We start from the raw sequence: 12,191 nt of genomic DNA, 5'->3' as shown, positions 1-12,191 counted from the left end.
GGCGGGCACGAAGGAGATGAGGGCCAAGGTCAGCTACAAAGAAGCTGGCATAGTGCTCTCGTTCCCCTGGCTGATCAGCTTCGACCAGACCGTGTGGGTGATCGTCCCGTGACAGAACGGAACTGATCGCCCCTAGCGAATCTACCGGGATTGCGGGGCGCGTTCGAGCCCGGGGCTCATCTGGCTGTGGTAGCTTGAGAGCTTGCTGCCGCTGTCCGGCGCCGGAGAGGAGTGAAGTGCGTCATACTTCCAGGATCAACATTCGGCTGTTCTGCATCGCCGCCGTTCTCGGCGTGAGCAACGCTGTTCTTGGCCAAGTGGAGGAGGAGTGGCGATGCTGATGCGTCGCCGACGCCGCAAGACTTCTGTCTAGCGAACTACCGGCAAGATGCGCGCGACCGCTTTCTTGCGGTCGCGCGTTTTACGTCGTCGTGCGCGCCCGCAAGGGAGGGCGCGGTCCTTCGAGCCGATCCGGCGGGGCGCCCCGGGACAATTACCAGGTTTTCGCTAGGGTATTGCAATCAGGTTGCACCTGGGGTAAACAGGGGAATTGAAGTAGGTTCAGAAAGCGTGGTCAAGCGGTACTTGATTACAGGTCTGGATTCTTTTGGAGTGGAGCAAACGAATGAAACGATATTTTATTCTTGTGGCTGCGGTGCTTTTGGTGCCGATGGCCGTTTTCGCACAACCGTGGTCGGACAATTTCGAAAGCTATTCGAATGGCGATAACCTGCACGGTGTAAGCGGCTGGCTGGGCTGGGACGGTGATGCCAATTCCACGGGGTTCGTGACAAACGCTTTTTCAAACAGCGCCCCGAACTCCCTGGCCATCGATGGCACGGGGCCTGGGCGCGTTGTGTCGGACTTGGTGCAGGAGTTTACAGCTTCGGGCTCCGGCATCTATCTGCTCCATACTGAGACCTATTTCCCAGGGAACTCCACAGGTACGCAGTGGTTCATCATGCTGAACCGGTACAACGTTGGTGGCGCGAAAGACTGGTCGACTCAGACACAGTTCAATCACACGACTGGGATGGTCACGGAAGTGGACTCGCATATACCCGACCGCAGCGGCAGTATACCGATCGTATACGATCGGTGGGCGCCCATTGACATGGTGATCGATCTCGACAACGATCTGGTGTCGTTCTCCTATAACAACACGTCGTTGTACGTCGATCAGCCGTGGCAGCAAACGGGCGATCTCGCAATCGGTGCAGTGGACCTTTGGTCGAACTTTGCGTCGGTCATGTATTACGACGATATGTCGCTCAATCTCGTACCGGAGCCTGCTACGATGCTGGCCCTCGGCGCAGGATTAGCGCTGCTGATCCGTCGCCGACGCCGCAAGACCTCTCTCTAGCTAACTATCGCCAAGATACGCGCGACAGCTTTCTGGCGGTCGCGCGTTTTGCGTTGTCATGCGCAGGTCAGCAGATATCGGTCGAAGTCTCACTCAGGTTTGGCGTTGAATCCTGCTTCTACGACGGCCGCTATGATCGCATCCAATGCCGGTGGGGGCGTACCGGCTTGAACGGCCGCCTCAAGTCATCCCGCTAACTGAGAGAGTTATGGGCTGCAGCTAAGGTTCGTCGTCGGACTGGGCCGACCAGCCTGTGGTTGCGGCCAGCGCGACCAGCGCAGTTATGAGTGTTCTTGTCGTCATCGTGCTCACCGGTCTGCGAGCAGATCTGTCTGGATTCTGTTAGAATCGCCAAGAATCGGCTTCATAGTCCATGAGTCCATGAGTACATGGCGTCATTGTCCATTACGGCGCGAGTGCCGTTAGAACCTGTAACCGAAGGTCACGCCGTACTTCTGGCGCTCTCCGACCCAGATCGATCCTACGAAGTCCCCGAATCCAGCGCCTAAGTACGCGTTCAGTTCGTGCCCGGTGTGCTGGAGCCCTACAAACACGTCTCCATGTGAGATTCTCAGTCCAGAAATGCCGTGTACGTGGCTTTCGTCCGCGCGATCCACCAAACCAACGTACGGTTCGAACGTGACTTCGTCCAAGTAGAAGTGCTTCGCAAACGTGACGTACGGCGCGATCCGTTCGCTGAACGTGTCCTGGAATGCGAACCCAGCCGTGACAGACGGAAGAGCGTCGCTTTCGGTGGCGACCATGTAGTTCCCGACAAATCTCCAGACGTCAGGATTCCAAAGATAGATGAGCCCGAGTTCCAGCCGTGGCTGCTCATTCGGGCGATACCACAGGTATGTTCGCGTGAACTTGCCGCCCTCTGCAGGGACGGCGAACGTCGTTAGTCTCCATTCGGACAAACTGTCCGAGTCGGGGTTGGTCGATGAACCTGCCCCGCCGCCAGCTCACAGCGGTCATCCGCCGCCTGCTTGGGCGAGCAAGAGGCACGGTGCTGTCAACAAGGCGAGCATCGCTAGTGGTTTAATCATAAGGTTTCTATTGCGGAGGTTGCACGACTGGACCTGCATAGTTCTCCACCAACTATGGAAACAAATACGGCTAGCGACGGTATCAAGACGAACTCTTCGAGTGTGTTCTTCATAGTCTATTCCTGGTTGTAGCGTGGGCTACTGCGAGGGCTCGTCGCTCACTGGTTCGGCAGTGAACCCCGCGTCGTCGACGGCCTTCAGAATCATGTCGGTGGCCGGCGCAGGGGTTCCTGCCTGCACGACGAGTTCCTCCGCATCGAAGTCGACGGTTGCCGACATAACGCCAGGAACCTCTTCGACTTTCTCCATGATCGGTATCGCGCAGGCGGCGCAGTCCATGCCCTCGACGTTGAACACGAGCCGTTGCGTCGGGAGGGTGGACGCCTGCTGATTGCTCTCGCTCGCAGCGTTGGCCATGTTCAGCCTTGCCTGTCCGACATACGGATAGGCGGCCGAGCTGAGGGCGAAGATGGCGACGGCCCACATCACGCCCTTGTTGATCTTGCGCCTCACGGCCGCTTGGGGAGTGAGACAGCCCGTCGCGTCGCAACTTGCGGCCGACGGCTTCCGGTAGACCATTGTGAATCCGAAAATGAGGAACACGCCTGTCAGGATGAGGAAGTAGGGGCGATACGGCGTGAGGGCCGCGCCGATGCCGAGCGATCCGGCTGCGCCCGCACCCAGCAGTGCGGGTATCCAGCAACATGCGGATGCGCCGAGTCCCGCGAGGGCGATCCCAGCGATAGAGAGGATGTTTTTCATTTTCTTGTTCCAATCGTTTGGCAATTGTCTTTGTCGAATGCTCGAAAGATGCCGTCAGCCGTGCTGCAGAGCGGTTCGTAGATCGCGAACTTGCCCTCCTTGCGAACGGAGATCAGACCCGCGCGGTCGAGATGCCGAAGGTGGTGCATCAGCGCTGGCGAAGTATGTCCGAGCAATGCACTGAGTTCGCAGACGCAGAGCGGCTCGATGCGGATCGCCGCATAGATCGCCGACCGTATCGGATTGCCCAACGCCGCACAGATCGCGGCAAGTCCCGTCAGAGCCTCCTGGTTCGCCATCTTGTCCGCGACGCGCCTCACCCTCGTAGGGTCGTCGTTGTACGCGTCGCAGCGGACCGAGTCCACCGAGCTTTCGTAAAGAAATGCTGCCATTGGAGGTATAAACACCGCAAGACGATTAAAGGTTTCCTTTATTGTCTGAAAGGCCCAGGCAGGGAGTTAGCGCGCCTAGGTAGCCTTCGAATGGTTTTTGGCCAGCGACAGCCTCAATAACCTTGACAGGACGGAACTGCCTGATGCCGAGGGAACTTGCAGCTCATGCTGGCAGCCATACCGGTTGCAGCGAGGAACGAAGATGATCACATCTCTGCTCGTCGACACTTTTGAGAAGGACTTTAACGCGGCGAAGGGCTTAGTCCGAGTCGTATCCGTCCTCTCACCCACTTGAGGTCTGTGTTTGAGCGGTGCCAGTGTGGCACTTGACGACCTGGCCAAGGCCTTTCCCGACGCTGAAGCACAGTTCTTCGTACTCTGGGCTCCGATGCTCGGCCATGAGAGCCACGACGACGCCGTCCAACAGTCGAACTCCTTTGGCGGCGACGAGCGGTTCAGGTTCTACTGGGACGAGAAGAGGAGGCTCCCGAGCTCTCTCGGCTCAACGTTGCAGTTGCCAAGCGACCAAGAGCGGGCCGAGTTCCTCGGCCCAGAGAAGCACCTACCGAGCAACCAAAATCAGGCGTGGGACGTCTATCTGCTCTACGACAAGGAAGTGACGTGGGGAAGCAAGCCGCCCGAACCGTCTTTCTGGATGCACCAACTCGGCCAGGACGAGCGTCTGCTCGACCCAGCGCGCCTCAAGCGCGCCTTTGAATCAATGATAAACCCCAAACACGAAATCGTCTTCCTCACAAGGGAAGGATGCAAAGGGACGCCGCTGATGCGCTCCCGCTTCGAGGAAGCTCTGCGGAGGAAGGGTCTGCCAGAGGCGTTCCAGATCGTCGATATGGACGACGTTGACGAGGCCGATGTGCGGACGGCCTACGGCACGCCGACCGTCCTCATCGACGGCAAGGACCTGATGGGTGCGCCGGCGCCGGACGCCTCCGGCGTCCCGTCGTGACGGTTCTACCCGGGCGGAGTTCCGTCCGTGGAAAAGCTCATGGAAGCGCTGCCCGACGCGTAGCCTAATTGAGCTGCTGCGTTGCCGCCGCTCCCACGCCTTCGTTTTCCTAAGAGATCACAAGGGGATCGAGAACTAGAGGCGGAACACGTCGTACGAGTAGCTCAAGTTAACCCCCTCTCTCCTCCTCGGCTCGGAAGTTCCGTTCCTGCGGGTTCGAATGGTAACACTGCGCGACGACTGCCCCCCATAATCTGAAACTGTGGACTGGCTCGTCGTGATCCCGATCATCTTCGCCGCCGCGACGCTGGGCGGCGTCGTCGGTTTCGGCACGGGGGTCATCGCGCTGTCGGTGCTGGCGCTGATGATGGGTGCGGCGGAGGCGATACCCGTGCTCGCGATCGCGATGATCTTCGCCAACGGTTCGCGCGCGCTCTTCTCGTGGAAGGAGATCGACTGGAAGGCGTTCTTGGCTTATGGGATACCGGGCGCGATAGCGTCCGTGTTCGGCGCGGAGATGTTCCTGCGGATCGACGAGCGGTGGCTGACCGCGATCGTCGGCGTGATCGTCCTGCTCATGGTGCCGACCCGGCGGCTGGTCAAGCGATGGAACGTGAAGGCAAAGCTCGTGCACCTGCCGTTCGTCGCTCTTGTCAAGGGTTTTGTGTCGGGCGTCGGCGGCGCGTCCGGGCCGATCGCCGCGCCGTTCCTGATCAGCTACGGTTTGGTCAAGGGGGCTTATGTGGCGACCGAAGGGCTCGGCGCGCTGCTTGGGCACTTCGCACGAAGCGGGACGTACTATTTCGGCGGAGCCCTCTCCGCCGACATGGCGCGGCTCGGTCTCGGGCTGGGTCTCGTGATGATCGGCGGCACGTTCGTCGGAAAGAAGATCCTCGACCGCCTCGAAGTGCGCCAATTCATCGTCGTGGTGGAGGTGGCGCTCGTGGTCGCGGGGCTGTTCTTGGTCGGCAGCGCTGTCTGGGCTGGCTAGAGCTGTGTGCGCCCTCTCTTCACAGGTTCAGGAAGAGGCGCTTAATCGGGTGGCTCCGCCCTTCAGGATGGTGTCATTTCCAGGCTTTCCTCCGAGACGCGATGAACGCCTATAGCCGTGCTGCAACGCACGCATTGGTCGGCTCGCGCCAAGGCGAGATGCCTCGCACGACGTTTCAGTCCCGGCTTTAGCGTTCGAGAACCAACTTAGTCTCCTGGCCGGCTCGGAGAGAAGCGACGTGCGAGTTCGCGGACCCGAACTGTATGTCGATCACCTGGTCGATCTTCGAGGTGATCGTTAGCTCAATCCGGTCCGAGTTCCAATAAAGGCGATCGATCTCAATCTGGCCGCGACAAAGTACGCCTTCGATCGTGCCCTCCTTCCACTCCTTCGGCAGCGCCGGCAGGAGTTGTATCCGGCCTGGCCCAGAGGACACCAGCATCTTGATGATCACCGCTGGCATCCCGCCGCTGATGTCCATGTTGAACAGCGACTTGTGGTTGTGCATCGACGCGAGGTTGTTCAGCCAGTAACGGTTGACGAGGTGTGTGAGGCAGCGGTAGGCAAGTTCGCTCTCGCCGAGGCTCGCGGCGACCAGCCCGAGCTGCACGACGCCGAACGACATGTACCCCGAGCTCTCTTTCCAGTGGCGGTCAAGCTTGATCTCGACCACCCTTTTGAACGCATCTTGCAGTTCGGGGCTGTCTGTGATCTCATCGGGTATGCCGTCGAAGAGCGCATAGAGGTGCGACGAGTGGCGGTGGTTGAGCTGGTCGTCGAGCAGCGGCGTCGACCACTCCTTCAGCGCGCCATCGTCACCGATCATGTAGGGCGGCATTTTGGCGAGCATCGCCTCCCAGACAGGAATCTTGTCCGCGTTCACGCTCAGCTCTCGGGATGCTGCGATCGTGTTTCGCAGCAGCTCCGTTGCCATCGCGACCTCGCTCGTCGCGTTGAATGATCCTTGAGAGTCGGTGTTGCCCGGCGTGTTCTCCGGCGATTGGGTCGGAGAAAACACGTAGTTGCCGTCCGCCCCCTCGTACAGATAGTCCTCGAAGAACAGGGAGGCCTTCTCCATGAAAGGCAGCGCGTGCTCCCGCAAGAACTTTTCGTCGCCTGTATACAGATAGTAGTCGAAGAAGAAGTGCGCTGCCCAAGACGCACCGCCGACCCAGAATCCACCCGCGAAGTTCGGTGCGAGCGCGTTGTTGTAACCGTGCGTCGTTGAGCGCGACGGCAGCACGACTCCCCGTGCGCCGAAGATGTTCTTCGCGCTGACCTCCATGCCTGGGACGATCGATTCGATGTACTGCGTGTAGGTCAACATCAGCTCGGGCGTGTTGCCCATCAGCATGCTCGCGATCGCCGACGGGACGTTGCCGTTGTGCGTGAAGTCGCTCGCCCAGCCGGGCACATAGGTCCCGCCCCAAACGCCCTGCAGCACCGGCGGCAGTTCGCCCGTGCTGCAGATAATGTTGTACCGCCCCGCGTCGAACTCCTTCTCGATCAAGGTGCGGTTCAACTCGTCGTTCGATGTTTTCTCAAGCAGTTCTTCTGTCGTGAGGCCGTGCTCTTGCCCGCCTAGGTCGAGCCGCATCCGATTGAACAGCTCTCCATGGATCTCCGCATGCAGATCAAGCAGTGCTTCGTAGTTCATCGGCGTTGTTTCGAGATCGAGAGCCATCTCCCAGACCCTTGAGTCAGCTGTATCGTAGATCGGTTCGATGTCGATCAGCAGATAGACCATATCGGCGCCACTAACGATAAGCTCGCCATCTTTCGCAACTACTCTCCCGCCGAACACAGCTGCGTAGACGGCGCCCTCGATAGCTTGGATGCTCCCCGGGTATGCATTCGCAAAGGTGTTGCGCCACGTTAGAGTGCTCCCTTTAGCTTCAATCTCGATGTCGGCGACATTTCGCAGAAACCGGTTGTTCGAATTGTCGACGGTCTGTTCACCCAACTTCTCGTCGGGTTTGCGAGGGCTTAAGGAAACAGTGCAGCCGACTTGCCCCTTCGGCCCGCTAATCTTCATCATCGCAAAGCCGTCAGTACGAGAGACGAACAACCGCCGCTCGAACTCGCCGCGCTCGTCCGACCAGCGCACGATCGTTTCGCCGGTCTGAAAGTCGACCGCCCGCATGTAGTCGTCCGCCACCGAGCCGTCCATCCTTATGTTCATGTCGAACACAGGAACGAACGGGTCGGGGTACATAAAGCTCCGCTGCCCCGAGAACTCGAACGCGAGCCCCGTCGCTTCTTTGTACTTGCCCTCGGCGATCAGCGCGCGGATCTCGCCAATCCGTGCTCCGTTGTCCGGCGGTACGGTCGGCGGGCCCTGCGGCAAGAACATCCGCTCGTGCGTGAAGATCACCGTCTCATCGAGCGGCCGGCCGAAGACGTTTGCCCCAATCGTACCGTTGCCAGTGATCAGCCCATGCTCCCACGTCTCGGCGGGTTGTGAGCTGGTAAACCCACGGTCTGGTGGTAGAAATTGGGCAAGGATGCTACTCGGCATAGCGGCAACGGCCAGACATACGGCAAAGTAAAACGAATAGGATGAGGTGTCGGCCATGGCGGACTTGCAAAGACACTGTTTCGGACATCGAGATTGTAGCCGAGATCTCATGACAGCGACCCAGCTTCGAGTCTAAACAGCCGCCGCAATGCGGTTGCGGGCACCTGACGATGCGGCGTGCTGGGTTTGCGGGCTAGGCGACGAGAGGCAGGCAGTCGGCTCTGGGAAAGGCGATTCAACGGCCCGGGCAACGCGCGCGATGAAGCCCGTGCGCTTGCTGTCGACAGCGGGGGCAACGTGTATGTGACCGGCTGGTCGAATGGCTCCGGCTTGATCAGGGAGTACGCGACGTTGAAGTACGACACGAATGGAAACCAGCTCTGGGAAATGCGCTACAGCGGCCCGGGCAACAATCATGATCGAGCTTTGGCGCTTGTAGTGGACAGCGCCGGAAACGTGTATGTGACAGGCGAATCGGTCGGCTCCGGCACGGACCGGGACTACGCAACGATCAAGTGCTCACAGGCGGTCACGGTGCCGCCGGACAGCTTCTTCCTGTTCCGCGGGATGCTGACCGGCGGCGGACTGAACGATCCGTTCGCGAGCGACGACAGCTGGATGCGGGTTAGGCCGGGGATCACGCTGAACCAGTCTGAGCGGCAGGTGCAGCTCGTCATAGAGGGCACCGCTCCGACCGAGACGCCTTCCGAGCTTCGGTTCAGGGTAGAGGCTCACGCCGAGATCAACAACATCGGGCAGTGGATCGAGCTGTGGAACTACGACACGAACTCTTACGAGCAGGTCGACTTCATGATCGCGACGACTGTGGACTCGATCGTCGAGGTCAGCATCACGACGAATCCGGAGCGCTTCATCCAGGCGGGCACGAAGAATATGAAGGCAAAGGTCAGCTACAAAGAAGCCGGTATTGTGCTCTTCTTCCCGTGGCTGATCAGCTTCGACCAGTCGGTCTGGGTAATCACACCGTAGATGCGCCTCTGCCCAATCTGATTACGTTGGCTTCGGGACACAGTGCTTGACGCAAGCTGAGGACTTGACAGGGCTTCCCGGTCCGGGATCGGGAAGCCCCCGTTTGTTGATCTCCGGTCAGAGTAAAGGGAGCCCGGCTTGCGGTAGCCCGCAATCATCGAGGTCCTAGCAATGCACCATCGGGTCCGGGCTAGTAGTCCCGCCAGTCGCGCTTTACCATGCTGTTCGCCTGTGCGTCGCCGCGGAAGCGTTGGAGCAGGGAGTCCCACTGGAGCTGACGCCCGCCGAGCTTGAGCGAGAGGTTCGCCAGGTGGCAGACCGTTACTGAGCTGTGGCCAACGTGCGCTGGGCAGATGGTCTCCTTGCGCGTGCGGACGCAGTCGAGGAAGTTCTGCGCGTGGTCGTTCGAAACGTATACCCTTGGCGCAGATTCAGGCAGCGGGTCGTCGATGATCTTCTGGTCGCTCGCTTCGATCTTGCCGCGGCTGACGAACAGCCACCCCTCGTCGCCCTCGAACCGGATGCCGTTCTCGCCCGCGTCGGTGCAGTTCAGCGTAACGCCGTCCGGGTACTCGAAGTCGATGCTGAACTCGGGGAAGGCGCTGTAGCTGAACATGCCGACGGTCGGTTGGCTGACGCCGGTCGCTCTGACCGTGGCCGGGCCGTCGCCGTCTCGGTCGAGCGCCCACTGCACGATGTCGTTGTGGTGCGCGCCCCAGTCAGTTAGCTTTCCGCCGCTGTGCTCGTGCCACCAGCGGAACTTGTAGTGCGCCCGCTCCTCGCAATAGTCGACCCACGGTGCGGGGCCGAGCCACAGGTTCCAGTCGAGGAAGTCGGGCACGGGCTTCGGCTCGAACGGACCGCCGATTGGGCCGGTGCCGAGGCGCGTCTGCACGCTCTTGACGTTTCCGATCCGCCCGTTGCGGATCAGGTCGACGGCCAGCCTGAAGCGCCCGTCGCTCCTCTGTTGGGTGCCGGTCTGGAAGATGCGGCCGGACATTCTCTCAGCCGTGGCGACACGCTCGCCCTCGTCGATCGTCAGCGTCATCGGCTTTTCGGAGTAAACGTCCTTGCCGGCCATCATCGCCTCGATCGAGTTCTTGGCGTGCCAGTGGTCCGGCGTGCCGACGATCACCGCGTCGACCGCGGGGTCTGCGATCAGCTCGCTGTAGTGGCTGTACTTCTTGCACTGTTCGCCGAAGCGCGGGGATGCATTGCGAGTCGCCCGCTCGTCGTCCGGGTCGGTGACGGCGACGACCTGCGCGCCCTCCTTTCCGTGGAGCCAAAGCGCGACCGACACTCCGCGCCCGCCGCATCCGATCAGCCCGAGGTTGATGGTGTCGTTCGGCCCGATCTTCCTCGGCCGCTTGAAGACCATCTCTGCCTCGGCGGCTTTGGCCTCGGTCGCAAACCATGCGGGGACGCCGGCTGCGGCCATCCCGACGAGGCTCGTGCGGAGGAAAGAGCGGCGGGTCAGATCGTTGCGTTTGTCGGACATTCTATAAACCTCGCGAATTGGTTTGATTATGACCGTTGGGGGCGGTTCGGGTTGGTTCGGGTTGGAGGGTGGCACGTCATCTTGAGCGAGCCTGTCCTGAGCTTGGCCTGTGCTGAGCGTGTCGAAGCAACGAAGGAATGGATCCTGCGACATCGCGCCGGAGGCTCACGGGCTATCGCGCCGTTCGCCCTTTTGACACAGGGTTGGGATTTGGGAGTGCGCCGATGCATCCCCGCTTTGAGTTCCGGCAGTCGCTCGCGTTCATTGGACTAGGAGTCCAATGGTCGGGGGCGGTCCTTCGATCCACTCAGGATGGAGAGTCCGCGCTCCTGACTCAGCCCTGCCACTCAAGAACGACCAGCACCGGCGCGTGGTCGCTGTAGACCGCTTCGAATTCCTCCGGGGTTTCGAAGTAGTGTTCCGGCTGAATTACAAAGGCGGTACCGTGGCTGACATAGGGAAAGCCATCGGCTGTCGCATAGATGTGGTCTAGTTCGATGCCGCCGGCAGACAGAATCCCCGTATTGGTGGTGTTCTCCTTTTCCAGCCGCAACATCCCCAGCTCAGTGTGCGGTGAGTTACCTGGTTCGGCATTGAAGTCGCCGAGCAGATAAATCCGGCTGCTTGCGGCTTCGGTCTGAACAATCTCGTCGATCCACGCCTGGATCGCCTGTCCCTCGTAGCTCCTTTGCAAGTCAAAATCCGAGCCGCCGTGAAAGTGGCTACTCAGAAGTAGCACGGGCAGTGCGCTGCCGGCTCCTATCAAGCGAAATTCTGCGGCCATCGGCAGGCTGCGGCCGGTTGTAAACGGGTCGCCGGCGTTGCCGAAATCGTTCTGCCAGTTCGGAAAGTCGCTGTAAAATGCGTTGTACTGTGGCCCCTGCAGTTGATCCAGTTGTTCACTGGAGATCAGTTCCACGACCCGTGAATCGAAAATAAACCCGTTGCTCGTAGCGGCGGCGACCACACGCCAGTCGGGACCAAGACCAGCCAGGATCTGCTCCAGCGCGGGCCGGGCGCGACCTGCGCCACTGCCAATTTCCTGGATGGCGATCACCGGGGCCTCGAAGCTGGCGATCCGTTCGGCCAGTAATTCCAGTTCCGCATCGCTGCGCCGCGGGGTCCGGCTGCCGAGGTTTTCAATGTTCCAGGTCACGATGCGCAGTTCACCGCTGCCCGGCGAAAAAGGAAACTCCTGCGCCTGGACCGCGCCGCTGGCCGCGAACAGGAGAGCGGTCAGTAAAAACTTGCTCATGGCGCACACTCCAGGCCGGACAAATTGGTTAAGCGGATCGCGTCCAGGGCGCCGCTACCGAATCCGGTGATTGATTGGTAAGTGAATGTGGCGGAATTGCAGTCGATGAATTCGATCTCCAGCGAACCCCAGGTATTCAGTATGACGTCTTCCGGGTCGAAATCTGGGCCGAAAACGGCGCCGTGTGTCACCTGCAATTCATCGATCTGAATGATGCTGCCGGAAATCTCACCGACACCGATCAACCACATCTGCTTACCTTGCTGGTCGTAGCTGTACCAGGTGACCAGTGCGCGATTTTCCGCCAGCACTTCAATCAGCCAGCCTTCACCGTCGTGGCTGGGGTCGTACCACGCACCGGTCATGGCGCCGCTGGCGAGCGCCGCGCTGACCAGCTCACTTCTCA

At 60.2% G+C, this 12,191-nt stretch carries 11 protein-coding genes; 4 read left to right on the top strand and 7 right to left on the bottom strand.

Annotation, left to right across the window (positions count from 1 at the left end; all coding sequences use genetic code 11):
* Nucleotides 1–625: 625 nt before the first annotated feature.
* Nucleotides 626–1,363, top strand: a complete 738-nt coding sequence (locus IH944_14590) for a PEP-CTERM sorting domain-containing protein (GenBank protein MCH7905781.1) — start codon at nucleotides 626–628, stop codon at nucleotides 1,361–1,363.
* A gap of 422 nt (nucleotides 1,364–1,785) precedes the next feature.
* Here IH944_14590 and IH944_14585 read toward each other — a convergent pair whose 3' ends face one another.
* The 3 genes from IH944_14585 to IH944_14575 all read right to left on the bottom strand — a co-directional run bounded on the left by IH944_14585 (nucleotide 1,786) and on the right by IH944_14575 (nucleotide 3,566).
* A complete protein-coding gene (locus IH944_14585; protein ID MCH7905780.1) occupies nucleotides 1,786–2,283 on the bottom strand; it encodes a hypothetical protein in 498 nt (165 codons plus the stop codon).
* 267 nt (nucleotides 2,284–2,550) lie between these two features.
* Entirely contained in the window at nucleotides 2,551–3,174 is a 624-nt protein-coding gene (locus tag IH944_14580) for a cation transporter (GenBank protein ID MCH7905779.1), read from the bottom strand.
* Nucleotides 3,171–3,566, bottom strand: a complete 396-nt coding sequence (locus IH944_14575; GenBank protein ID MCH7905778.1) for a winged helix-turn-helix transcriptional regulator — start codon at nucleotides 3,564–3,566, stop codon at nucleotides 3,171–3,173. Before IH944_14575 ends, IH944_14580 begins: the two co-directional genes overlap by 4 nt.
* 319 nt (nucleotides 3,567–3,885) lie before the next feature.
* Between IH944_14575 and IH944_14570 the strand changes: the two genes are divergently transcribed.
* The gene (locus tag IH944_14570; protein MCH7905777.1) at nucleotides 3,886–4,533 is read left to right on the top strand and encodes a hypothetical protein; all 648 of its coding nucleotides are present in this window, start codon (nucleotides 3,886–3,888) and stop codon (nucleotides 4,531–4,533) included.
* 262 nt (nucleotides 4,534–4,795) lie between these two features.
* Nucleotides 4,796–5,524, top strand: a complete 729-nt coding sequence (locus IH944_14565; GenBank protein MCH7905776.1) for a sulfite exporter TauE/SafE family protein — start codon at nucleotides 4,796–4,798, stop codon at nucleotides 5,522–5,524.
* Nucleotides 5,525–5,711: 187 nt separating this feature from the next.
* Here the strand turns inward: IH944_14565 and IH944_14560 are convergent, their stop codons facing one another.
* Complete coding sequence (locus tag IH944_14560; protein MCH7905775.1) at nucleotides 5,712–8,042, bottom strand: glycoside hydrolase N-terminal domain-containing protein; 2,331 nt, start codon at nucleotides 8,040–8,042, stop codon at nucleotides 5,712–5,714.
* 177 nt (nucleotides 8,043–8,219) lie between these two features.
* Here IH944_14560 and IH944_14555 point away from each other — a divergent pair, with 177 nt between their 5' ends.
* Nucleotides 8,220–9,032, top strand: coding sequence for an SBBP repeat-containing protein (locus IH944_14555; GenBank protein ID MCH7905774.1), 813 nt, complete (start codon nucleotides 8,220–8,222; stop codon nucleotides 9,030–9,032).
* Between the two features lie 190 nt (nucleotides 9,033–9,222).
* Here the strand turns inward: IH944_14555 and IH944_14550 are convergent, their stop codons facing one another.
* The 3 genes from IH944_14550 to IH944_14540 all read right to left on the bottom strand — a co-directional run.
* Nucleotides 9,223–10,530 carry a Gfo/Idh/MocA family oxidoreductase gene (locus IH944_14550; GenBank protein ID MCH7905773.1) on the bottom strand — a complete coding sequence of 436 codons (1,308 nt, stop codon included), beginning with the start codon at nucleotides 10,528–10,530 and terminating at the stop codon, nucleotides 9,223–9,225.
* 334 nt (nucleotides 10,531–10,864) lie between these two features.
* Complete coding sequence (locus tag IH944_14545) at nucleotides 10,865–11,785, bottom strand: endonuclease/exonuclease/phosphatase family protein (GenBank protein MCH7905772.1); 921 nt, start codon at nucleotides 11,783–11,785, stop codon at nucleotides 10,865–10,867.
* A partial coding sequence (locus IH944_14540; GenBank protein ID MCH7905771.1) for a hypothetical protein occupies nucleotides 11,782–12,191 on the bottom strand: 410 nt, incomplete at its 5' end. The genes IH944_14540 and IH944_14545, both read right to left, overlap by 4 nt.

The sequence above is a fragment of the Armatimonadota bacterium genome, from assembly GCA_022563855.1.
Classification (GTDB): Bacteria; Armatimonadota; Fimbriimonadia; order Fimbriimonadales; family Fimbriimonadaceae; genus JADFMN01.
Note: the sequence above shows the minus strand (reverse complement) of the source record. Positions and strands in the feature narration are given on the sequence as shown.